Annotated in this window: 26 protein-coding genes; 9 read left to right on the top strand and 17 right to left on the bottom strand. The window is 47.6% G+C overall.

The window, feature by feature from the left end; genetic code table 11:
- The first annotated feature begins 37 nt into the window (after positions 1 to 37).
- On the top strand, positions 38 to 1,033 hold the full coding sequence (locus ATH33_RS03820; protein WP_049720099.1) for an MDR family oxidoreductase: 996 nt from the start codon (positions 38 to 40) through the stop codon (positions 1,031 to 1,033).
- A 90-nt stretch (positions 1,034 to 1,123) separates the two neighbouring features.
- Here the strand turns inward: ATH33_RS03820 and ATH33_RS03815 are convergent, their stop codons facing one another.
- Complete coding sequence (locus ATH33_RS03815) at positions 1,124 to 1,738, bottom strand: PH domain-containing protein (RefSeq protein ID WP_049720098.1); 615 nt, start codon at positions 1,736 to 1,738, stop codon at positions 1,124 to 1,126.
- 108 nt (positions 1,739 to 1,846) lie between these two features.
- Positions 1,847 to 2,677, bottom strand: coding sequence for a serine hydrolase (locus ATH33_RS03810; protein ID WP_049720097.1), 831 nt, complete (start codon positions 2,675 to 2,677; stop codon positions 1,847 to 1,849).
- Between the two features lie 236 nt (positions 2,678 to 2,913).
- Here ATH33_RS03810 and ATH33_RS03805 point away from each other — a divergent pair, with 236 nt between their 5' ends.
- From ATH33_RS03805 to ATH33_RS03790, 4 genes are read left to right on the top strand one after another with little or no spacing between them, the layout of a single operon-like run.
- Entirely contained in the window at positions 2,914 to 3,873 is a 960-nt protein-coding gene (locus ATH33_RS03805; protein ID WP_121874084.1) for a GAF domain-containing protein, read from the top strand.
- Positions 3,870 to 4,055, top strand: a complete 186-nt coding sequence (locus ATH33_RS03800) for a hypothetical protein (protein ID WP_049720095.1) — start codon at positions 3,870 to 3,872, stop codon at positions 4,053 to 4,055. The genes ATH33_RS03805 and ATH33_RS03800 overlap by 4 nt, the downstream gene beginning before the upstream one ends.
- A complete protein-coding gene (locus ATH33_RS03795) occupies positions 4,052 to 4,567 on the top strand; it encodes a sulfite exporter TauE/SafE family protein (protein WP_121874083.1) in 516 nt (171 codons plus the stop codon). The genes ATH33_RS03800 and ATH33_RS03795 overlap by 4 nt, the downstream gene beginning before the upstream one ends.
- Positions 4,557 to 4,832: a TSUP family transporter gene (locus ATH33_RS03790; protein WP_049720093.1), complete on the top strand. Its 276-nt coding sequence runs from the start codon at positions 4,557 to 4,559 to the stop codon at positions 4,830 to 4,832. Before ATH33_RS03795 ends, ATH33_RS03790 begins: the two co-directional genes overlap by 11 nt.
- A 672-nt stretch (positions 4,833 to 5,504) precedes the next feature.
- On the opposite strand, the gene ATH33_RS03785 is transcribed toward ATH33_RS03790, so the two are convergent.
- A complete protein-coding gene (locus ATH33_RS03785) occupies positions 5,505 to 5,822 on the bottom strand; it encodes a hypothetical protein (protein ID WP_121874082.1) in 318 nt (105 codons plus the stop codon).
- Between the two features lie 96 nt (positions 5,823 to 5,918).
- A complete protein-coding gene (locus ATH33_RS03780) occupies positions 5,919 to 6,245 on the bottom strand; it encodes a hypothetical protein (RefSeq protein ID WP_121874081.1) in 327 nt (108 codons plus the stop codon).
- A 118-nt stretch (positions 6,246 to 6,363) separates the two neighbouring features.
- Here ATH33_RS03780 and ATH33_RS13520 point away from each other — a divergent pair, with 118 nt between their 5' ends.
- The gene (locus ATH33_RS13520) at positions 6,364 to 6,537 is read left to right on the top strand and encodes a hypothetical protein (protein WP_170151223.1); all 174 of its coding nucleotides are present in this window, start codon (positions 6,364 to 6,366) and stop codon (positions 6,535 to 6,537) included.
- 227 nt (positions 6,538 to 6,764) lie between these two features.
- On the opposite strand, the gene ATH33_RS03775 is transcribed toward ATH33_RS13520, so the two are convergent.
- The 4 genes from ATH33_RS03775 to ATH33_RS03760 form a co-directional block, all read right to left on the bottom strand.
- The gene (locus ATH33_RS03775) at positions 6,765 to 7,718 is read right to left on the bottom strand and encodes an aromatic ring-hydroxylating oxygenase subunit alpha (RefSeq protein WP_121874080.1); all 954 of its coding nucleotides are present in this window, start codon (positions 7,716 to 7,718) and stop codon (positions 6,765 to 6,767) included.
- Positions 7,719 to 7,795: 77 nt separating this feature from the next.
- A complete protein-coding gene (locus ATH33_RS03770; protein WP_181729119.1) occupies positions 7,796 to 8,728 on the bottom strand; it encodes a cation diffusion facilitator family transporter in 933 nt (310 codons plus the stop codon).
- Between the two features lie 152 nt (positions 8,729 to 8,880).
- Positions 8,881 to 9,633: an SDR family NAD(P)-dependent oxidoreductase gene (locus ATH33_RS03765; RefSeq protein ID WP_121874078.1), complete on the bottom strand. Its 753-nt coding sequence runs from the start codon at positions 9,631 to 9,633 to the stop codon at positions 8,881 to 8,883.
- A 153-nt stretch (positions 9,634 to 9,786) separates the two neighbouring features.
- Positions 9,787 to 10,977 carry an MFS transporter gene (locus ATH33_RS03760; protein ID WP_249037508.1) on the bottom strand — a complete coding sequence of 397 codons (1,191 nt, stop codon included), beginning with the start codon at positions 10,975 to 10,977 and terminating at the stop codon, positions 9,787 to 9,789.
- Positions 10,978 to 11,282: 305 nt separating this feature from the next.
- Between ATH33_RS03760 and ATH33_RS03755 the strand changes: the two genes are divergently transcribed.
- Together ATH33_RS03755 and ATH33_RS03750 are read left to right on the top strand one after the other, a co-directional pair.
- Positions 11,283 to 12,500, top strand: a complete 1,218-nt coding sequence (locus ATH33_RS03755; protein WP_121874077.1) for a Tm-1-like ATP-binding domain-containing protein — start codon at positions 11,283 to 11,285, stop codon at positions 12,498 to 12,500.
- 15 nt (positions 12,501 to 12,515) lie between these two features.
- Positions 12,516 to 13,340, top strand: coding sequence for a phosphoenolpyruvate hydrolase family protein (locus ATH33_RS03750; protein ID WP_121874076.1), 825 nt, complete (start codon positions 12,516 to 12,518; stop codon positions 13,338 to 13,340).
- A gap of 48 nt (positions 13,341 to 13,388) precedes the next feature.
- Here ATH33_RS03750 and ATH33_RS03745 read toward each other — a convergent pair whose 3' ends face one another.
- Together ATH33_RS03745 and ATH33_RS03740 are read right to left on the bottom strand one after the other, a co-directional pair.
- Positions 13,389 to 13,970 carry a hypothetical protein gene (locus ATH33_RS03745; protein ID WP_147437061.1) on the bottom strand — a complete coding sequence of 194 codons (582 nt, stop codon included), beginning with the start codon at positions 13,968 to 13,970 and terminating at the stop codon, positions 13,389 to 13,391.
- A 109-nt stretch (positions 13,971 to 14,079) separates the two neighbouring features.
- Positions 14,080 to 14,595: a D-glycero-alpha-D-manno-heptose-1,7-bisphosphate 7-phosphatase gene (locus tag ATH33_RS03740; RefSeq protein ID WP_037995342.1), complete on the bottom strand. Its 516-nt coding sequence runs from the start codon at positions 14,593 to 14,595 to the stop codon at positions 14,080 to 14,082.
- A gap of 162 nt (positions 14,596 to 14,757) precedes the next feature.
- On the opposite strand from ATH33_RS03740, the gene trhO reads away from it, so the two are divergent.
- Entirely contained in the window at positions 14,758 to 15,675 is a 918-nt protein-coding gene (gene trhO / locus ATH33_RS03735) for an oxygen-dependent tRNA uridine(34) hydroxylase TrhO (protein WP_037995348.1), read from the top strand.
- Between the two features lie 57 nt (positions 15,676 to 15,732).
- On the opposite strand, the gene ATH33_RS03730 is transcribed toward trhO, so the two are convergent.
- The 7 genes from ATH33_RS03730 to ATH33_RS03700 form a co-directional block, all read right to left on the bottom strand.
- Positions 15,733 to 16,827 carry an SDR family oxidoreductase gene (locus tag ATH33_RS03730; RefSeq protein WP_037995350.1) on the bottom strand — a complete coding sequence of 365 codons (1,095 nt, stop codon included), beginning with the start codon at positions 16,825 to 16,827 and terminating at the stop codon, positions 15,733 to 15,735.
- Positions 16,828 to 16,891: 64 nt separating this feature from the next.
- Positions 16,892 to 17,674, bottom strand: a complete 783-nt coding sequence (locus tag ATH33_RS03725; protein WP_037995352.1) for an enoyl-CoA hydratase/isomerase family protein — start codon at positions 17,672 to 17,674, stop codon at positions 16,892 to 16,894.
- Positions 17,674 to 18,828 carry a thiolase family protein gene (locus tag ATH33_RS03720; RefSeq protein ID WP_037995353.1) on the bottom strand — a complete coding sequence of 385 codons (1,155 nt, stop codon included), beginning with the start codon at positions 18,826 to 18,828 and terminating at the stop codon, positions 17,674 to 17,676. Before ATH33_RS03720 ends, ATH33_RS03725 begins: the two co-directional genes overlap by 1 nt.
- Before the next feature lie 20 nt (positions 18,829 to 18,848).
- Positions 18,849 to 19,682, bottom strand: coding sequence for an SDR family NAD(P)-dependent oxidoreductase (locus tag ATH33_RS03715; RefSeq protein ID WP_037995354.1), 834 nt, complete (start codon positions 19,680 to 19,682; stop codon positions 18,849 to 18,851).
- On the bottom strand, positions 19,679 to 21,535 hold the full coding sequence (locus ATH33_RS03710) for an AMP-dependent synthetase/ligase (RefSeq protein ID WP_121874074.1): 1,857 nt from the start codon (positions 21,533 to 21,535) through the stop codon (positions 19,679 to 19,681). The genes ATH33_RS03715 and ATH33_RS03710 overlap by 4 nt, the downstream gene beginning before the upstream one ends.
- A 66-nt stretch (positions 21,536 to 21,601) precedes the next feature.
- Positions 21,602 to 21,955 (bottom strand): SCP2 sterol-binding domain-containing protein, encoded by a 354-nt coding sequence (locus tag ATH33_RS03705; RefSeq protein WP_231564595.1) that lies wholly within the window; start codon positions 21,953 to 21,955, stop codon positions 21,602 to 21,604.
- A 29-nt stretch (positions 21,956 to 21,984) separates the two neighbouring features.
- Positions 21,985 to 23,157 (bottom strand): acyl-CoA dehydrogenase family protein, encoded by a 1,173-nt coding sequence (locus ATH33_RS03700; protein ID WP_121874073.1) that lies wholly within the window; start codon positions 23,155 to 23,157, stop codon positions 21,985 to 21,987.
- Between the last annotated feature and the right edge of the window lie 22 nt (positions 23,158 to 23,179).

The following is a 23,179-nucleotide window of genomic DNA, read 5'->3' as shown; positions in this document are numbered from 1 at the left end:
GAAATAGAGAAGTATTTGCTTGAAGGAGGTTGTTGCTGTGCAAGATCGTGAATTTATCGCATTGGTTGTGGACCGGAAGCAAGATCAATATTCCCATTCTTTTCAAACACTGAAGATCAAGGACTTGCCGGAAGAAGATGTTCTGATTCGCGTTCAGTATTCCAGCTTGAATTACAAAGACGGAATGGCCGTTTTAAATCGCGGGAAAATCGTCCGCAAATTCCCCATGGTTCCCGGTATCGATTTGGGCGGCACGGTGGTCAAATCCAAAAACAGCGCATTTCAACCCGGCGACAAGGTGATTTTAACCGGATGGGGAACCGGAGAAACACACTGGGGAGGATATGCCGAATACGCAACCGCGAAACCCGAATGGCTGGTTCCGCTCCCGTCCGGCCTTCAATTGAAACATGCTATGAGTCTGGGGACCGCAGGGCTTACGGCCATGCTGGCCGTGTCGGCTTTAGAGCGGCATGGAATCAACCGGGAAAAACCGATTTTGGTTACCGGGGCATCCGGAGGGGTCGGAAGCTTGGCCGTAGCCATTTTGTCCCGTCTGGGATATACGGTTGCCGCATCGACCGGAAGTCCGGACAACCATGACTTTTTAAAATCCCTGGGTGCAAGCAAAATCATTGACAGGAAAGAACTTTCCAAAGCGTCCCGTCCGCTGGAATCCCAACGGTGGGGAGGCGCAGTGGACGTGGTGGGCGGTGACACGTTGGCTCATGTGTTGAGTGAGATGAGCTATTACGGAACCGTGGCCGCTTGTGGCTTGGCCGGAAGCCATTCGCTTCACACCACGGTATATCCATTTATTTTGCGCGGAATCAAATTGGTCGGCATCGACTCCAACACCTGCCCGGCGGATGAAAGAACCCAAGCGTGGAACCGTCTGTCGGAACTTTTGCCGGCAGAACTTTTGGACCAACTCACCGAAGTTCACGGCCTTCGCGATGTTCCGGCTTTAAGCGAAAAGATTTTAAGCGGCGACGTCAAAGGGCGGATCGTGATCGATGTTCAGTCATTGTAAGCGTTTATTTCAATGATGATTTTTGCGGTGTGGTCACAAAAAAGTCCTCTTTGGATCGATAAAGAGGACTTTTTTAAAAATGCATGTTCATCAGCGGTTGATATAACGTTCAAACACAAACCCGTAATCTTTGACATGATACTGTTTTCTCGCTTCGACGAGCCAAGAGAATGCCGCCTGATTTAACTCCTTGAATTGCTCGACCGGATTGTGTTCAGTGCTCCGGAGATGGCTTAAAGTGGATGAAGCCAAATTGAGGCTCTGGTTGGCGTATTCCAGGATGATTTCATTATCATGGGAGATTTCAGCGATTTTCAGTAACGCTTTGTATAAGTCCTTCAACTCGTTCAAATATTTTTTATGGACATCAATGGAGAAAATCCTGGATCCGATCTTGAATTTGAGTTCGATGTCCAAATCGACGGTTCCGGCGGTTTCAAGCGTCACTTCCGAAATCTTGTGCGTGCTGTAATCAAAGCGGTAAAGAGAACGTTTTTTGCTTGTTGCGCTGGTTCCGTCCAGATGAATTAACGCTTTATTCGTGAAACAATACTCATCGGTTTTGGATTTGATCAAAAAATAGATTCTCTCATTATCTTCGTGCATCACAAAATCGTCCGATTCAACTTTGTCATAATCTTCCGGTTTGATCACGGACCCGATCTCACTCAATCCGAGCACATCCGAGGCGACTTTTACAAACATTTGAATCAACCTTTCCCGTGTGATTTGTTGACGGTTGGATATTTCGTCCCATTCGTATGGTACCATAATTGGAATAAAACGGTTAAAAAAGATCAGCCGGCCCGTTTTTCATCGGGAGGCCTGGGTATAGGCATCGTAAACCCATTTGCCGATATGGTTGATTTCCCGTTGCGCTTGATGATGATCCAGCCCGCTGCTTAATACCACCAAGATCAAGGAATGGGAAGCGATGTATAAAATTCCCCCGTCGTGAAGCGTTTGGTTGACCCACCCGGTTTTGTGCGCCATTTCCCATCGTGGCAGACTGCCGATGATTTCGGAATCGGAGGGAGGAAGCCGTCCGGGCAGGCAATTCCGCCATTGTTGTTTTTTTAATATTTCGACCATCTTTCGGCTGGCATCACGGGAAACGGCTTGACCGGTTGCCAGCAGCCGGAAACAACGGGCCATGTCTTTGGCAGTGATTTGATTGGTTTTATTCGAGCCGGCCGGGACAATATGGAGGCGGTTGATGAAAACCGTATCGGTCATTTCCAGTGCAAGGAGTGTTTCTTGGACAAATTCTTTCCCCAACCGGTCAATCAAAAGGTTGGTTGCTGTATTATCGCTTTGGATGATCATCAAGGTGACCAAGTCTTGAATGGTAAATTTCGTTCCATATGAAAGATGCTGCAAAACCCCCGAACCGCCGACTCTGTCTTCCCGTCTTAATTCAATCCGATCGCTCAAGCAAAGTTTTCCTAGCGCATGGGCCCGGTAAACCGCCACCATCACCGGTACTTTGATCATGCTGGCTGCCACAAAAGGTTGCTTTTCATTCCAAATCCATTTTTCTCCGGTGTTCAGATCTTCCATCCAGATCCCCCAAATCCCCGAAGATTTTTTCTTCCAGGCATCCAAAGAACCGCTCAACTTTTGGAACGGCGATTGTCCGTTCATGAACCATCCCCCTGATCATTTGACGTCATGAATATTCTAATGCAATTCCGGGGTCATTTCTATTTATTCATAAAAATATAACTTTTTTCCTTGTTTTAAAATATTAATATCTGTTTGTCGTTTTGTTGTATAATGGAATCAATAACAGAAACTTCATATCATTCAGGATCTAAAAACTCAAACAATCCATCCAGACATTGCAAAAGACTGATCTTTATAAAACAGGGAGCGGAACAATGGCGGAAGATCTTATCGAGTTACTGGAGATGTTAAATAAAAATTCAGGATGGTTTTTTGACTTTTTAGTGATTATTATTGCTGTCGGTCTGACAGCCACCTTGGTGATCCATATTTATCGTTATGCCACAGGAAAAAATGATTGGTTGGGCCGCAGTTTGGAAGAAGGGGACCAAAACAGCCAAATGGCCATGATCCAACTGGACACTTGCCGAAACGAGAAAGAAGAGCTGGAAAAGAAAGTGCTGCTTCTGGAACAGGACCGGCAAGAATTAATGGATTTGTTAAAAGAAAAAGACCAGCAGATTGATCAACAGAATACCCAATTGGCCAAAGCGGAAGATGAAATTGAGATTTTAAAAAGTTTATATGAAGAATTGGACAGCAAATACAACGATGAAACCTACACCATGTCTCAAATTATGTATACCATTGAAGAAGTGGCCGCGGCCATCGCCGATCAAAACCGCTTCCGGCAAAACCGCGATGAAATCTTCATGAATTTGCTGGACTATCTGGTGAACACGCTGAAAAATTTCCGAAAAAAGCAACCCCGGGTCATCATTCACGTCAAACATCCTGAAAAAAATGATGTTCTTGTGCATTTCGCCCATTCCAGCGGACACTCTCACCGCGTAAAAATATATGAACCCCCGATCCATGGCAGTGCAGCGGGTCGTGCATGGAGAACAAAAGAAATTTATTATGTGCCTGATGTCGAATCCCCGGATTATGAATATGACCAAAAAAAGAATTCACGCAAGGTATATCGCACCATATTATGTGTGCCGATCAAAGCCGGAATGATGGAACCCACCCGGATAGGGGTTCTGACCATTACCGGAGCGCCGGTTGATGCTTATGAAGATATCGAAATTGAACGGGCTGCATTGTTTGCCAGTTTGCTCTTTCCACTGGTCTACAACGATCTTAAACACCGAGGTGGGAATCATCTATGACGCAAGGACGCAAACCATCGTATGAAGAAAGAAAAAAACTGAACCGGATGTATCGCGAAGGATTATTAAGCAGGGAAGAATTGATGGAGAAAATGAAAAACGGACTGTTTGACCACGAGCGGTTAAAAGTGAAGCGGAAGTTTGTCAAACTGTTCAAGTCAAACCCTTCGAAAAGAACATGATTCTTTCATGTTCTTTTTGTTTTTTTGCCGGCAAGAGGAAAGAGACTTTCAACGCTGTTGACGAAGCCATCATTCAATATCCTATGTTGTTGTATCTTCCGCCATTATTTGGATTTCCTGCATTTTCCGCGCATAACGCAGCAGGGATGGTTGCGGTTCAAGTGTTTTTTACGTCCATGGCGGGACTCATCGTTCACGGAAAAGAGGGAGCCCTCAATAAATCGCTAACCGTTTATATGGGAACGGCCGTATTGGCCGGGAGTTTTCTCGGTGGATATGGTTCCAAATGGCTGAGTGAAACATGGATTCATTTGATCTACGCCATCCTGGCCACCATGGCGGTATGGATGATGTTTCGCTCCGAGAAAGAACCAAAAGAAACCGCGGCTCGTCCAATCGCTTCTCACCCTGCAGCAGTGATGGGGGTTGCGTTGGTCATCGGGATTTTTTCCGGTGTCATTGGTTCGTCCGGTTCGTTTATTCTGGTGCCGGTCTTGCTGTTTGTCTTTTAAAACACCCACCCGCACCGCCATCGCCACGTCGCTTGCGATCGCCTTTGTATCTTCATCCGGATCCGTGGCGGCCAAATTGGTTTCCGATCAGATCTTGCTGATTCCTTCTGTCATTCTGGCAGTTTCCGGACTGATCGCTTCGCCGGCAGGAGCGATGGTCAGCAAAAAAGCAAACCCTCGCACATTGCGGGTCGGCTTGACTCTTGTCATCGCCATCACATTTTTGAAAATCTGGTATGATTATCTCGCGATCTATATCGGATAACCCGGCGGTTCTCATCATGAACGTCCGAACCGTCAGGGGAAATCAAATTCATTCTTTGCGCGGCGGGGAGGGGGGGCTTTTATTTCACAACCGGAACGGCCTCATCCATAAATAAGGTTCTGTCAATACAGAAACATCAGAAATCAGGATTAAATCATTTTCAAAAATAAAAGAAATAATCGTCTGGTTTTTTATTCGATTTCCGACACGAATGCTTCGATATACAAATAAATATTTTTTATTTCTCAAAACTATAGTTAACTTTTCTTAATGAGATGACAACAAGTGGGAAAATGCCATTTTTTGAGATGTCGAAGCCTGATCTTCCCTCTCATCAACCTGCAACGTTACAAAATATAAATTTTGTAACCGTATATAATGGGTTTTCGAGGGAGAAATCAACTGTTTATTTCCAGAAAAACCATTTATTACTACGAGTTTTGGTTGTCTGTTTCACATTTATTTCCAATCAGAAATCCGTTCTGATAATCAGATTGGATTCGTGAAAATGATTTACTTTTAGATATATACAATAAACACAAAAAACGCCTGAGTACCTTAATCCGGTTTCTCAAGCGTTTTGATATTTACCCGCTATCTGCTATCCATCTTTCCAAAAAAATTTTTTTTGTAAAATCCTGTATATCATATGTATCAATGGATCAGTTGGATTCAGGATTCAAAGATAATGATGGGCAATACAAAAAAGACGCCGACGACAACCACTGAAAAAAACAAGATACTTAAGATCATGACGATGATTTTCCGAAAGCTCATGTCATATGCCCATTCATTCATACGGTCCAAGGTTCTTCTCAAGGGTTTCTTCCAATGAAGGATGCAAAAGGTTGCGACAAAAAATAATACAGGGAAATAAACGACCATCCATTGAGGAAATTCTTCGTCGTCATAATTTTTTCTTATCAATATGATACCAAGCAAAATTAAAGCGTATAATGCAGAGTATAATAAATTTTTACCGACTTTCACCGCATCTCCCTCCTGCAATGTTTTGATAACATGGGAATATGTCTATTTCATAATACATGGAACACATGATTTTTCAACAACCACCGGATATGGATATCATTGATTTGCAACTTCGGGCTCAAAAACAGCGAGCGGAACCCCGATCAACAAGATGATGGCAATCACCCAGAAAAGAACCATGCCTGCAATGATCATGATACATTTCCAAAAACCCGCTTGCGCCTGCTCTTTCAACCGGTCGATGAATCTTTTCAACGGTTGTTGCCAATGATTGAAGCTAAAGGTCATGACAAACAGGAGTACGGGAAAATAAATCAGCATCCACAGGCGAACATCCGCCCCGTAAAGCCGTTGAAGCAAAAAATAAACCAGCGTGAAAAGCGCGAAACATCCTGACATGACAAGATTCGGTCCAACCCCCATGGTCATTTTCCTCCCGGTGTTTTTTTGATAACATGGGAACATGTCTGTTTCATGTTACATTTCACAATCGTTTTTCAACAGATGCCAAAGGTACTAATTTTTATGGCGAGGTGAAACAATGGATAAAGAATATCAAGTGCAACTTTCCGTGCAAGATCTCAAGCAGGCAGCCAAAATCATGCGCCGGGCTGCAGACCGGATCGAATCCATCAACCAGACGGAGTCTTTTACACTGCAAACGTTGATTTCCGATATCGAAGAGTTGACCGACCGGTTGGATAACAAAGGATGAAAAAGAAAATAATGGAATGAGCAAAAAAATAAAGGCCTTCACATTTCGTTTGTAAGGCCCCTCTTTTTTTATTCACGACCCATATGTCCAAAAGAACCTAACGCCTCTTAAAACCACGCCAGATTCGCTCTGAGGCGATTTTGGATTTTTTGGGAATATACGTTCGCTTTCTGTGGCCGATTTTATGCCGGTTTCCCCCTTGCTCTCCCCTCCTGCCACCTTTTATCTCAATATTCAAAATGATTCGCGATGGAAGACAGCTTTGGCTCGTTGCCGGTCAAAAAAGAATACCACCGGTTTCTGAACCGGACTTGGGGTCCGTCTGCCGCAACATGCGCTTCCAAACGCAGGGATTCCGGTATGGGCCGCGGATGCTGACTTTCCACGATTTCCTGATCCTCTTTCAGTACCTTGAGGCTGAATTTGGACAAGATTTTGTCCATCAAGAACGATTTGGCAAAATTTCGGCCGATATATCCCCGGATGTCCGTGGAATGAGAATCAACCGGCGTAAACGTCACGAAATTAATCAACCGGTGTTTTCCGCGGGATCGGGGGCGTAATATCCATTGTTGCGGAAACCGGTACTCCAATTCGGTTTGATTATTTTCAATGCGGATCCGATCCCCTTCCGCATGAAATTGAATTTTTACATCCGGCGAAGACTTTCTCCCGATCGTCCGGCGGTGAACAACCGGAAGATGGGCCACATCCAAGACGCTTTCCACCACCCGGGTAAAATGGGCTTTCCATGTGGATTGAAAAGGAACAAGCCGGAGGTCCGGATCCTCCAGTTCCGGAAACAACGTCAGCTCATCGTGGGCGTGATCGGAAGGATAAACCCAGATCAGCCCGGCCTTCTCCATCACCCGGTATGCCGTGGCATGGGCAAATTCAGGAATCCTTGCTCCGGGCTGGGATGGAATATCCGTACATCTTCCGTTTCCTTGAAACAACCAACCATGAAAAGGGCACCGGATTCCTCCGTCTGCACAAGATCCCAACGAAAGGTCGGCTCCCCGATGGGGGCAATAGGCATGAATGGCATGTGGGGCATTGTCTTCTCCCCGGAATAACACGATATCCCGGCCGGCGATCCTTTTTTTGAGGGGCTTCTTTTTCAGCTCCGACGACCATGCGACTGCATACCACCGGGCAGGAAACATCGAGTCGTCCGACATGAAATAACCTCCTTGAGATGATTGTTGTCAAGACTTTGTATATGTGGATTCCCGGTATTTAGACCTCGAAGTTTTCCTCAATGGACGGCCAAAAAACGTTTTCCGTACTCCCCGTGATCATGAACGGCAGGATGTTCGATCTGGACGGTGGAGTGGACAATTCCGTATTTTTGAGAGAGAGTCTCATTGATGGCCTTGATCACAAGAAACGGTTCTGCCGCTTCATCAATAAACACATGAGCCGTCAGCGAATAATGGTCCGTGGAAACCGCCCACAGATGCAGTTCGTGCACATCCCGAACCCCTTCCACTCTGCTGATGTCTTGGCGAACCGATTCCAGATCAAACTTTTCCGGCACGGCTTCCATCAGAATGAAATAAGATTCGTAAAGTATTTTGGAACCGCCGTAAAAAATGATTCCTCCGATCACCATACTGATCAGCGGATCAAAAATCAAAAACCCGGTCACGGAGATCAGGATGAAGGAAACAATGATCCCCACGGAGCTCAGCAAATCCCCAATAAAATGCCAGAGAGCACTTTGGATGTTCAGATTTTCTTCTTCTTTGGAACTGCGGCTTAAAATCACCGTCAACACAATATTGACCATCAACCCGATCACCGCGATCGTCAACATCAAAGGCTTATCGATTTCCCGGGGTTCAATGAGCCGGCGGATGCCTTCAATAAAAATCCCGATTGCAATCACAACCAGAGCCAACCCGTTTAAGAAGGACGCAATGATTTCAAACCGGAGAAAACCAAACGTATATTTTCCGTCCGGATTTCGTGTGGCCATGTAACTGGCCGTCAAACTCAGGCCCAATGCAAACACATCGGAAATCATATGGGCGGAATCAGACAACAAAGCCAGCGAATTGGACAGCAGTCCGCCTGCCACCTCAACCGCTGTGAAAAAGACGGTTAACGCCAGGGTGATCCACAAGGTTTTTCGGGAGGTGTGCTGTTCTTTTACATGGTTGAGATGGTGGTAATCATAAACTTTCATTTTCATCCTCCTAAATTAGAATAATTATTAAAAAGGAATCATTCTAATGATATACTTCTTTGCCGCAATGATCAACCTCCAATTGCAAAAAAAGCCGGTGATTTACCGGCTTTTTTTAAAACTCTGAGACCATGTCCTTTATCCGTCTGTCATCAATCCATGTCATTTCCTCCGTTGACCGGAAGATAAGCGCCGTTCATAAACGAATTCCAATCAGCCACCAAACTCAAAACAGCCCCGGCCACATCCTCCGGTTCGGCCAGGCGTCGCAAAGGCGTGACATTCCGGATGGATTCATGCATTTCTTTCGGTTGGTCTTTTGTCGCATCAGTCAACACCAAACCGGGGGCAATCACGTTGGTCCGGATATTTTTGGGCCCCAATTCCAGTGCCAGGTATTTTGCAAACGACACGATGGCTGCTTTGGCTGTCCCGTGAGCAACAAATCCTGGCGCGGGCGTCCGGGATAACCCGCTGGAAATCAAGACGATTTTTCCTCCTCCCTGTTTTTCCATATACGGAACCACTTCTTGGCAAAGATGGAAAGCAGAACGCATCTCGTCGTTCAACTTGACGGAAAACTCCTCCCAGCTCATCTCCAAAAATGGCTTGACTGCAAAGGCAATGTTGGCATTGTTGATGAGAATATCCACTTTTCCGAATGCCTGAACGGCCCGGTCCACCAACTTTTTCACATCTTCTTCCTTCCGGACGTCCGCTTGCACCACAATGCCTTTTCTTCCGACGTCCTCCACTTTTTCAAGCACCTGCAAAGCCTCTTTTTCAGAATGATGATAATTAATGACAACATCGGCTCCGGCTTTGGCGAATAACACGGCCGTGGCGGCACCGATGCCCCGGCTGCTTCCGGTGATCACGGCCACCTTGTTGTTGAGTGGTTTCATTCTTTTCCCTCCTGCTCCTTTGATTCGTATTACTGTCAGCATAAATCATTCACGCCAATCTTTCATCAACGAAACAAACATTGTTTGCCAAGCCAGGCCGATGGTTCAAAAAAACCTCCCGTGCACTTTAAACCGGGAGGATTCTGAAACTGTTTATGCAATCAGTTTTCTTTCATCCGGAACCATGAACGCACAAAGAGCCGCCAAAATGGGCAATGCGGAAATAAATGATAAAATGGTGGGCACCCCGAACAAGTCGATCAGATATCCCATGAGCGTGGCTCCGATTCCCCCGGCTCCGACACCAAAACCAATGGCCAAACCGGAAGCCATAGCGATATTGCGGGGCAGCAATTTTTGCATATACACCACGGTCACGGCAAAAGAAGATAAAACAAAAAAACCGAACAAAAAGATCACCAGCCACATCGAAACCCCTTGGGCATAAGGCAACCATAAGGCAAAAGGCACCGAAGCGAGCAGGGAACCGACCAACCAGCGTTTGATCCCCAAATAATCAGACAACGCCCCGCCGATAAACGTTCCCAACGCGCCTGCCCCCAGAAACACGAAGTTTAACACCTCTGCCTGACTGTAAGACATGTTCATTTGATGCAAAAAGAAAAAAGGCAAAAAAGCGGAAACCCCGACTTGGCACCAAGACCGCAATGTGATCACAATGACCAGCCAAAAAACCCCCGGCCAGTGGTTTTTTCCTTTGGATTGTTTTTTGGCTGCCTGCGACCTGCTCACCTGTTCTTTATACCAAGGCAATAAACGCAAAAGCAAAATGAGCGCGATCACTGCCAGCACACTGAACCAGAGCAGCCCTTCTTTTCCCGTATAAACCAAAAACAACGGAATCATCAAAGGTCCCAAAGCCTGGCCACCGTTGCCTCCCACCTGAAAAATCGCCTGCGCCAGCCCTTTGGTATTTCCTGATGCAAAGTGGGTTCCCCGGGATGCTTCCGGATGAAAAATCCCGGAGCCGAGCCCGGATAAGGCGATCAGAAACAAAACCCATCCATAACTGGGTGCCCAGCCGGTCAGTGCCAATCCCATCACAGAAATAAACACACCGAGCGGCAACATCCAGACCATCGGTTTGTGATCCGTCCATGCGCCAAACAATGGCTGCATGACCGAGGAAGTGATATAAGAAGCGAGAATAATGAGCCCCGATTGCGTGTAAGTCAAATCAAAAGCCTGCTGATACAGCGGCAATAACGCCGGGACGATGCCGGTCGTCACCAAGTCATTCATCAGATGCGTCGTGCTGAATGTCCATACTTTCCCTTTGGACATCGGTCTTTTTGCCGGCATGGATTGTTGTATGGTATCCACCAAAGGCCCCCCTTTCCCTAAAAAAAGGATGATGCCGGTTTTCGGCATCACTAAAAAATTCGGTACGTTAAATATTATTATACAATAACCTTCACAGTTTAAATCAAAAAGAGCATGGATCCAAGCTTTTCTCCTTACACCCCTCCGCTGTCGGAAGCCAAAAATTTAGGTTCTAAAAAAGTTTTTCTAAAAAATCATAAGAAAAATAATTGATATAATGAAGGGAATATAGCATTTATAACTAAATGTTATTTATAAGGGTTTTTCTCTAAAACACCCTAACTCAACTTGCAAGGAGGATCGAAATGGGCAAAACCATTGCTGTCATTGGTGCACTGGATACCAAAGGGCATGATTATGCATTTATCAAGCAGGAAATCGAAAAACACGGGCACCATGCATTTGTCATTAACACAGGTGTTTTGGGAGAACCGTTTTTTGATCCGGACATTCCTGCCGAAAAAGTGGCGGAAGCCGGTGGGGGCTCTTTGGAAGAGCTTCGAAAAAAAGCTGATAAATCTCATGCCATGTCTGTCATGACCCGGGGAATTGCCGTCATTATGAAAGAGCTGTTTCTGGAAGGAAAAATCGACGCCGGTTTTTCGATGGGAGGATCCAACGGGACCATGATCGGGACGTCCGGCTTGCAAGCCCTTCCGGTGGGAGTCCCGAAGGTGATGGTGAGCACGGTGGCCTCCGGTGATACAAAGCCTTATGTGGGGATCAGCGATATTGTCATGATTCCGTCGATATTGGATGTGGCCGGAGTCAACCGGATCAGCGCCAAAATTTATTCCAATGCCGTCGGTGCCATTGTCGGCATGTTGGAAGCCGAGGTGCCGCCCATCGATACCAAACCTTTGATCACCGCCTCCATGTTTGGAAACACCACCACGCTGGTGAATCAATGCAAACATTTGCTGGAACAAAAAGGCTATGAAGTATTGGTGTTTCACGCAACCGGCACCGGCGGGAAAACCATGGAATATTTGATTGGTCAAGGATACATAACCGGCGTGTTGGACATCACCACGACAGAATTGGCCGATGAACTGGTGGGAGGAGTGCTGTCCGCAGGCCCCACCCGGATGGATGCCGCCGCCAAGTGGGCGTTGCCTCAAGTCGTGGCGCCGGGGTGCCTGGACATGGTGAACTTTTGGGGACCGTCCACCGTGCCGGAAAAATTCAGAGACCGACTCTTTTATTATTGGAACGATAACATCACATTAATGAGAACCACCCCTGAAGAAAATGAAAAACTGGGCCGGATCCTGGCCGAAAAAATCAACCGGTCCAAAGGAGAATCCGCCGTCTTTCTTCCATTAAAAGGCGTTTCCGAACTGGATGCTCCCGGAAAAGAATTTTGGTGGCCGGAAGCCGACCAAGCGCTGTTTGATGCCATCAAGCAATACACCAATCCGGATATCCCAATCTACGAGTTGGATTGCAATATTAATGATCCGGAATTTGCCGATGCCGTGACGAAAAAATTGATGGAACTGATTCAAAAAGAAAACGAATGAAAGGAGTTTGACATCATGCCGTTTATCAGCAGAGAAGAATCACTAAAACGTTTAAGAAACACAATTCAGCAAGGAAAGCCGATTATCGGCTGCGGGGCCGGAACCGGAATTTCTGCCAAATTCGCCGAACGAGGCGGAGCCGACATCATCATTATTTATAATTCCGGCCGTTATCGCATGGCCGGTCGCGGATCCCTGGCCGGTTTGCTCCCCTATGGAGACGCCAACGCCATTGTGGTGGAAATGGCTTCCGAAGTGTTGCCGATCGTCCAAAACACTCCTGTCTTGGCCGGCGTTTGCGGCACCGATCCCTTCCGCAGAATTCCCGTTTTCCTGAAACAACTGAAAGAAATGGGATTTGACGGGGTGCAAAACTTCCCCACCGTCGGACTTTTTGACGGGAATTTCCGTCAAAACCTCGAAGAAACCGGAATGGGCTTTGATTTGGAAGTCGAAATGATTCGTGAAGCCCACCAACTGGATATGTTGACTTGTCCATACGTCTTCAATACGGAAGAAGCCGGCGCCATGGCTGAAGCCGGCGCCGATGTCCTGGTGGCGCATATGGGGTTGACCACCAAAGGTTCGATTGGAGCGGAAACGGCATTGACCTTGGAGAAATCCGCCGAACGGATTCAGGCCATCCATGATGCCGCCAAAAAAGTGAATCCCGACATCATCATCCTTTGCCACGGAGGACCCATTGCCGAACCGCAAGACGTGAAAGAAATCTTATCCATGACCAAAGGCGTGGACGGGTTCTTCGGCGCATCCAGCATCGAGCGCCTCCCCACGGAAGTGGCCATTCAAACCCAAGTGGAAAACTTTAAGAATTTATAAATGGCATAATGCAAAAAAAACGCCTGGATTCATTTTTCCAAGCGTTTTTTAATGGTGGTGTGGCTGGATGGTATTGGTTGTGGAAGCCGGAAAAGCATCCACCCACACCGCATTGAGCGGAAACGAAACGATAATGAGTGCGATCGAAAACAAAACCCCCCAACCGGCGATTTTCTTTTCCCGCATGGCTTCCATCTTTTTATCCGCTTTTTTCACTTCCTGTGCAATCAATTGGATGATCAACGCCATGGCAATGACAAAAGAGGCAATCACCACGGCCAGGGTCCATGCCGAATTTTCGGGAACTATCATCACCCCCAGCATCGCCCCCATCATTCCTCCCATGATCCCTGCCAGCAACCCGTCCAGGGAAGCCAAAAGATGTATCGGTTTACCGGTAAAATAACCGGCAACCATCCCAAACACCATGGCAATTTCCGTGGAAACCATCATGGTTTCCAGAAAAACACCGAGCAAGGTTCCCAATAACAGGCTGCTCATCATGGCCACACCCATGGAAACCATCATGCCCGTCATTTTGGTCAGACAACGATTATGTATGTTGGCGATGATCATGACATAAGCCGTAAACCCTATCCAGATCAGATATCCGACTGCCAATGTAGCCAATCTTGCACCCCCATCCCGAGTTTATTATATTTATAGTCCTCCTTTTTCGCATGATTCCTTCGGGCTATATTCAGAGATTTTTTTGCTTGGAAAGAAAAAAGGAGGAAAATCACTCCTCCTTTGGATCCAATGAACAGGCAAAATCCCACAGAGTATATTCGCTCGAAACCAGGATGGACCGGCATCCCGCTCTTTTGCCCGCTTCCAGATCGACTTGCCGGTCCCCCACCATCCATGACCGGGACAAATCCACTTGATGTTTCTTTGCCAGCTCCAGAATCATGCCGGCTTGGGGCTTGCGGCAAGAGCAACCTTCAAAAGGTTTATGGGGACAATACAAGATGTCGTCAATGATGGCTTCGGGATGTCCGGCGATTAAATCTTCCTGCATTTTTTCATGGATTTTTTTCAAGGTTTTTTCCTGGATATAACCCAGCCCCACACCGCCTTGATTGGTAACCACAAAAATTTTGTACCCGAGTCCCCTTAATTTGGCAATCGCTTCCGGAACTTTTTCAAGCAAATAGAAATCCTGCGGCCGGTTGACATGATCCACCCGGTCCGTTTTCACTTCGTTGATAACCCCGTCCCGGTCGAGAAAAACGGCTTTGTTTTGTTCTTTCAACTTCTTCCCACCTTTTGGTCTTTTTGATTATCATAATGGAAAAAAGGCCTTTGTGCGATCGGCTTCGGCCTTAAGCCGTACTTTGCGTTTTTTCATGTCTGTTGTATACTAAAAGGCAGGACTTTTTTCGGGAAAACTGTTGAAAAGGGGAAGTGATCAGACATGGAAACCAATGATCAAAACTATCGTGTACTCCTTTACTATAAATACACACCTTTGGAAGATCCGGAATCCTTTGCGGATGAACACCGTGCATTTTGCAATGAACTCGGCTTGCGGGGACGGATTTGGGTTTCCAAAGAAGGAATTAACGGAACCGTGTCGGGAACAGTTGAACAAACCCAAAAATATATGGATTACATGCATCAGCACCCGTTGTTCCATGATATGCCCTTTAAGGTCGACAAACATCACAAACATGCATTCAAAAAAATGATTGTACGCCCGAAAAAAGAATTGGTCACCTGGCGTTTGAAAAAGAACGTGGATCCCCACAAAAAAACGGGAAAACGTTTGTCGCCCAAAGAATTTTACGAAATGCTCCAACGGGATGACGTGATCGTATTAGACGGAAGAAACGACTATGAGTATGACATCGGCCATTTTCGCGGAGCCATCCGCCCGGATGTCAAAACCACCCGGGAGTTCCCTGAATGGATTCGCAAAAACATGAGCCAATACAAAGACAAACCGATCATCACTTATTGCACCGGGGGCATCCGTTGTGAAAAACTGACGGCCCTGATGCTGGAAGAAGGGTTTAAAGAAGTTTACCAGCTGGACGGGGGTATCATCACCTACAGCCAAGATCCGGAAGTAAAAGGGCAACTCTTTGACGGAAAATGTTATGTGTTTGATGAACGGATCTCGGTCCGCATCAATCAAGTCGAAGACAAGATCGTCGGGAAATGTTCCCATTGCGGAAAACCGGAAGACCGCTACATCAATTGCAAATATGATCCTTGCCATAAACAGCACATTTGTTGTCCGGAATGCGAAGAAAAATATGAAGGCTATTGCACCACGGAATGCAAAGAGCGGGATCTTCAAAAAGCATCCAAAGAGGCATCCGCTTCTTAATCAGCGCAACAATAAAGCTTGTCGCCAAGTCATCCGGCCGACAAGCTTTATTGTTTCTTACCGCACTTCAATCATTTTGTCCGGATCATGCCGGTGATTTTCATAGAATTTGACACAAACCTGAATGTAATCTTTAAAATCCGCGCACTTGACCCCTGAATCTTTTAAATCTTCCAACGCTTGTGAGCAATCGTATTCCGCCTTCAGGCGAAAGTATTCGATGGTCTCTTTTTCCACCATCAACCACCTTCGAAACGCGGGGATTGAAAGCAAACCGTATACAATGAAAGAGGGCAGCGTAAAGGACGCTTTCTTTCCAACCAGTGTCTCGCAAATGATACCGAACGCTTCCCGGGCCGGATAAGGGTTGGGGTCGGTCAAATGATACACTTTTCCTTCCCCCACCGGATGCGTGGCCAAATAACACGTTGCGTCCACGATATAATCCACCGGCACGAGATTTAACAAGGCTTTCCCCCGGCCCGGATAAGGAATGGGGAAACGGGAAAATTTGTCCAAATAACGCATCACAAAGTAAGGTCCGTCAAACTTGACCGTTTCCCCCGTTTTGGAATCTCCCATGACAATTCCCGGCCGGATGATTGTCAAAGGCACTTGCTTCATGATCTTCTGAGTGATAACCTCCGCTTCAAACTTGCTCGCTTCATAATGGTTTTTAAAAGACTGTCCTTCATCCAATTCAGTCTCCAAAATCCGGCCGGTCCGCTTGCCCGATACATAAGCGGTACTGAAATAGACGTACCGCTTCAATCCGGATAAACTTAAGACGAAATCGTTTACATTTCGGGTGCCGGTCACATTGACCTTATAGGCGGTCTCCTTGGAAACCGCCAAGTCATAAATCGCGGCCAAATGAAAAACATAATCGATCTCCTCCCGGAGGCGTTCCATGCGTTGCTGCGGGATGTCCAAATTTTCCTTGGTAATGTCGCCGGGGATCGGGATGAAACATCCTCTGGACCCTGCTTTCTTTTGCGTTAATTGCGAAATCACCTTTTCCGCCTTCTCCTGTTGGCTGGGGTGAACCAACAGCAGGAATCGGGAAGACGGATCCTGGTCAAACAACTTTTCAACCAGCCTGGTGGCAATAAATCCGGGGAAACCGGTAAAAAAGTAAGTATGTGAAGGCATAGGATCCCCCCTTTAAATGAAATGCAGGCACAGCCTCCCTGTCCGGGAGGCTTGTGTGCCGATATTACTTTCCTTTAAAAGACGGTTTGCGTTTGGAAAAGAAAGCGGCAACTCCTTCAATGGCATCCTCCGTGCGCATCACGGCCAGCATGTTCTCGCGTTCGACTTTTAACCCTTCTGTTAATTCCTTCCGGCTCCCGTTGATGACCGATTGGATGATTCCTTTCATGGCAACGGGCGGTCCTTCGGCCAATTGTTTGGCCCATTCAAACGCTTCTTCGGCCAACTGTTCCGCCGGCACAACTTTATTGACCAGTCCGATTTCCAATGCTTCCTGTGCGGAAATTCTTTTTCCTTCCAGCATGATTTCCAAAGCGCGCCTTTGCCCGATCAGACGTGGTAACCGCTGTGTCCCTCCATAACCCGGCATGATCCCCAACCGGACTTCCGGCAACCCGAGTTCGGCATGGTCGGCGGCAATCCCCAAATGGCAAGCCATTTGCAATTCGTTCCCGCCGCCCAACGCTTTCCCGTTGATGGCGGCAATCACCGGTTTGGGGAAGTTTTCAATCCGGTTGAATAAATCATGGATTTGTTTTAAAAAACCTTCTGCCTGTTCCCGATCCCCCATTCCGCCAAACTCGGAAACATCCGCACCGGCGGAAAAAGTTTTCTCTCCCGCCCCGGTGAGGATCAAACTCCGGACGGACGGATCCTTTTCCAGCTGATCCAGAATGGAACCCAATTCAAAAAGGGCATCCCGGCTCAGCGTATTCATTGGCGGGCGGTTGATGGTGATCCGTGCAACCTGATCGCGAATCTCCACCAAAAATTGCTTCCACTCCATCAGTCTTCCTCCCGTTCAATAATGACTGCAAGCGCCATTCCAAATCCGATGCACATCGTGGCCAACCCGTAACGTTCCTTTCGGCGTTCCAGCTCATTGACCAATGTCGCGATAATCCGGGCACCACTGGCTCCGAGGGGATGCCCCAATGCAATCGCGCCTCCGTTGGGGTTGACTTTTTCCTTGTCCGGTTTGATCTCCCGCTCCCAGGCAAGAACCACCGAAGCAAACGCTTCATTGACTTCAAACACCCCGATGTCATCCAAGCTTAAACCGGCACGGTCCAACACTTTTCGGGTGGCGGGAATGATCCCCGTCAGCATGATATCCGGCTCCACACCAGCCAATTGTGTGGCAACCACCCGGGCTTTCGGAACGAGCCCCAAGTCTTTGGCTTTCCGGCGGGAGGTGAGCAAAACAGCGGCCGAACCATCACTGATCTGGCTGGAATTTCCCGGTGTCACATTGCCGTCGGGACGGAAGGAAGGCGACAATTGAGCCAGTGCTTCCAAACTGGTATTGGCCCGGGGCGTCTCATCCTTGTCCAGTTTTACCCATTCCCCTTTATCTCCTTTGATTTCCACCGGCACCAGCTCGTTGTCAAAACGTCCTTCCTGTTGTGCAACCAGTGCCTTTTCATGGCTGTGCAATGAAAATTCGTCCATCTCCTCACGGGAGATTCCCCATTTTTCGGCAATCATTTCCGCTGAGAGCCCTTGCGGAATAATGTTGTATTTGGACAACAGCCGGTCGCTGAAACTGCCGCCGTCACTGCCCATGGGGACCCGGTTCATGCTTTCAACCCCGGCCGCGATCACACAATCCGCCATCCCCGCCATGATGGCATGAGCCCCTTGGGCAACGGTTTCCAAAGAGGAAGCACACATCCGGTTGACACTCACTCCGCACACTTCCACCGGAAACCCTGCGATCAAGCCGGCCATTCTGCCGATATTGTATCCTTGCTCGCCGATTTGCGTGACGCATCCCATTTTAATGTCTTCCACTTCTGCCGGATTCAATTGGTTTTTCTCCACCAGCTTTTGCAGGACGAAAGCTGCCATGTCATCAGGCCGGACCGTCGAGAGTGTTCCTTTTTTCCGCCCGATCGGTGTCCGGATGGCATCAATGATCACTGCATCGCGGTCACTCATGCTTTTCTCTCCTTTCTTCATCAAAAAGTAAACAGATCGATTCCGCCTGCAACCGGAAGTCCGACCCCGGTAATGTATTTGGCCTGATCTGATGCCAAGAACACGATGGCATATGCAATATCCTTCGGTTCCCCCGGTCTTTTAAAAGCCGTCCGTTCAATCATGCGCTCCCGCATTTTCGGGTTGGTGTATTGAAAAGCCTCCGTATTGATAATTCCCGGCACAATGGCATTGGACGTAATATTGTACCGGGCCCCTTCCAAAGCCAAGGTTTTGGTCAAGCCCAGGATTCCCGCTTTGGTGGTTGAATAACTGGCTTGTCCGTATCCTCCCAAGGTTCCGGCCACAGAAGCCATATTGATGATGCGTCCCCATTTCTGTTCTTTCATATAGGGCCAAACCGCTTTGGAACAGTTGTAAGCTCCGGTCAAATTCACCTTCAAATCCCGGTCCCAAAAATCATCATTCTGATGTTCCAAACGCGCTGTATGATCCAAGGTTCCGGCATTGTTGACCAAGATGTCAATCCGACCGAACCTGTCTTTGATTTCAGCCATGACCTTTTGGACTTCTTCCCGATCTGTGACATCCATCCGGTATGCCGCCGAGCGCCGTCCCATTTCTTCAATTTGTTTGGCCGTAGATTTGGTGTAAATGGTTTTGGATTGAGCCATGATTTGGGACATCGGCCCGTACTGTTCGGACTTTTCCTCCAATTTCTCGTCTTCTTCGATCAAAATATCCGTCACCACCACATCGGCTCCGGCTTCTGCCAACTTCAAAGCGTCCATTCTCCCCAAACCGCGGGAAGCCCCGGTGACAACCGCCACTTTTCCTTTGAGTGGAAGATTCATGATGTACCTCCTTGCTTTGCGGATTCTAAAATAATCATGCGCGGATGAGAAACATCCCCGTACATTTGGGCAATTTCATTTTTATAAATTTTTTCGATCTCATGTGTCCGTACTTTCAATGAAGGCGTGATCTCTCCGGTTTCCTCTGTCCACTCCCGTCCGGATATCCAAGCTTTTTTGGGCCGTTCATAACGGGGGAAATTCTTGACCGCCTGCTTGATCTCGTTTTGAAGAAGCGTTTTCACTTCTTCGCATTCGACCAGCTTCTCACGGGAATCGGCAGGCAAATTCTTCTTCTTTGCCCAAGGGACCAGCTGTTCAAAATCAGGTTCGATCAACACGGTGGTGTATTTTCGGTCTTGGCCGATTAAACAGCACTGGTTGATGTACAAACTGGCGCAAATCGCATTTTCCACCGGTTGGGGACTCACATTTTTTCCGGTGGACAATATCAAAAGCCGTTTTTTCCGGTCCGTGATTTTCAAATAACCTTCCTCGTTGATTTCACCCAGATCCCCTGTCTTCAACCATCCGTTGTGGAACTGATTGGCGGTTGCTTCCTCATTTCGGTAATACCCTTGCATCACATTGGGACCGCGAACCCAAATTTCGCCGTCCTCGGCGATACTGACTTCCAAGTTGGGCAGCGGCAGCCCCACAGTTCCGATCCGGGCACGGGAAAACGGATTGACACTGATCACCGGTGAGGTTTCGGTCAGTCCGTATCCCTCCAACACCGGCACATCAATCGCCCAAAAGAACCGGGCGATGTCGGGATTCAAAGCAGCCCCGCCCGAAATCAAACCGCGCAGCCGCCCGCCCAGTTGCGATTTGATCTTCTGAAAAACGAGCTTGTCGGCAATTTTCCATTTCCATTTCAGATTCGGCGGCAAATCATGCATCATCAAATAATCAGCCGGCTTGCTGGTGTACAGTTCATACCGTTTTTCCCCGATCTTAAGAGCCCATTCAAAAACCGCACGGCGGATCGGTGTCCCCGATTGGATCTCTTCTTGGACGCGGGCATAAATTTTTTCAAAAAGCCTTGGCACACTGGTCATCACCGTGGGACGAACCTCCAACAGATTTTGCGGGATCGTCTCCAGGCTTTCTGCATAAGCAATCGTGGCCCCGACCGATAACGGCATAAACTGTCCGGCCATTCGTTCAAAAACATGCGCCAGCGGCAGATAGGACAAGAAAATGTCATCGTGCCGGGCTTCCATGCACCAAATTTGAATTCCCTCAATATTGGATAAAAAATTTCCGTGTGTTAACATAGCACCCTTGGGAACACCCGTCGTTCCGGATGTATGGATGATGGTCATCAGTTGATCGCGCCCGATTGCTTTCCAAATCTCTGACCATTGATCCAGCGGGTGTTCCTTTCCTTGGCGCTCCAAGGAAGAAAAGGTGACGATATTCCCGTTATTTCCTGAATATTCTCTGAATCCCATATAAATAATGGTATGGACATCGTTTTGGCCATGGATGACTTTTTGGAGTTGTTCTTCATCCTCTACAAAAACCACTTCGCAGTCTGCTTGTTTTAAAATGGTGTTGACATGGTCCGCAGGAAGGGACGGGTAGACCGGCACGCTGACAGCCCCCAAACTGCCGACAGCCAGATCCGCAATGGGCCATTTGTATTGATTGTTGGAAAGGATGCCGACTTTGGTATCCTTCCGGACCCCGAAACGATACAATCCTGCGGCCACCCATTGAATACGGTTCCAAAAATTCTGATAAGTGAGTGTTTGGTAAGTGTTGTTTTCTTTCCACTTCAGTGCGATATTGTCCGGATATTTTTCAACGGAGCGCCATACCATTTCCACCAGATTTTGGTTTTTCATTGGCAGCCCTCCAGAAGCAGTGATATGACGCCTGAGGCAGTTCCCGGTCCGGACCGGGAACTGAAATCATACATATTTGCTTACGTCATATTGACGGAGCAAGTTTTCCATCTTCATCGCAGCACCGATATTTCCTTTGATTTTCAATTTCCCGGACATGAACGCTGCGGTTCCGCTCAGATTTCCCAAAAGCAATTCTTTAAAATCATCGATTTTCATTTGCAACACACAATCCGCTTCAGCCGGTGAACCTTTCTCCACTTTGGCTTGACCATTGGACAATTGCAGCTGATAGGTGACTTCTTCTTCGCCTGTGAGATCATATTGATAAACGGCATTCATTCCTTCAATCGGCTTGGAATCCTCATTTAACGCCTGCTCGATTTTTTCGAAAATTTCATGAATGCTCAAGTCTTTCATCATCATTTCTCCCTTCATATTGATAATGTTTAGAAACTGTTGGTGATCACTTTATATTGAATTTGTGTGGTTCCTTCATAAATGGACAGGATTTTCGCATCCCTCATCCACTTTTCAACCGGATAATCCCGCATATAACCGTATCCGCCCAAAATTTGCACCGCATTGGTCGTGACTTCCATGGCTGTTTCGGCTGCGAATGCTTTGGCCATACTGGCTTCGGTCGTACAGGGTTCCCCCCGGTCTGCCAGATCGGCCGCGCGATAAGTCAGCAGGCGGGCCGCTTCGATTTTGGTTTTCATTTGTGCAAGCATAAAGGAAATCGCCTGGTTTTTGATGATGGGACGCCCGAATTGCACCCGGTTTTTTGCATACTCCAATGCATATTCATATGCAGCCCGGGCAACACCGACAGCCCCGGCAGCCACTACCGGTCTTGATTTTTCCAACATCTGCATGGCCCCGAAGAATGCCATGTGCTCTTCTCCCAGCAGGTTTTCCTCCGGAACGCGGACATCCTCAAAAATCACATCTCCGGTATGAGAAGCCCGAATTCCCATTTTTCGCTCTTTTTTCCCTCCGGAAAGCCCCGGCGTTCCTTTAGGGACAATAAAAGCCGACACCCCGTGATAACCCGCATCCGGAATGGTCCGTGCAAAAACGACGTACAAATCGGCAATGCCGCCATTGGTGATGAAACATTTCCGTCCGTTGATCACCCATTCGTTGCCGTCTTTTTCGGCGCGGGTTTTAATCGCTTTGACATCGGAACCAGCGCCCGGCTCAGTCAGTGCCATGGCTCCCATCCGCGGGGTTTCCGGATCACACAAGAACGGGATCCATTTCTTTTTTTGTTCTTCCGTTCCCATATAATAAAGAGGCAATCCGGCCAACCCCGCCACCATCAGCGAAGTGGCAATTCCCGCACATCCCCAATACAACTCCTCGGCAATCAGGCAAGCAGCCATCACGCTGGTCAGCCCGCCCCCTCCGTATTCCGCCGGAGCCGCATAGCTGGTTAAGCCGGCTTTCGCAGCTTTTTCCAAAACTTGCATGGGGAACTCTTCTTTTTCGTCATACTCGGCCGCGATCGGGCGGATCTCTTTTTCTGCAAATCCATGCGCCCACTTTTTGAGCTCCAATTGTTCATCAGAAAGTTGGAAACAAAGTCCAGGATTTGCTTCCTTATTGGTTCCTGACATGATGGCATCCCTCCGTTTGATA

Source organism: Thermoactinomyces vulgaris (assembly GCF_003688725.1).
GTDB lineage: Bacteria > Bacillota > Bacilli > Thermoactinomycetales > Thermoactinomycetaceae > Thermoactinomyces > Thermoactinomyces vulgaris.
Note: the sequence above shows the minus strand (reverse complement) of the source record. Positions and strands in the feature narration are given on the sequence as shown.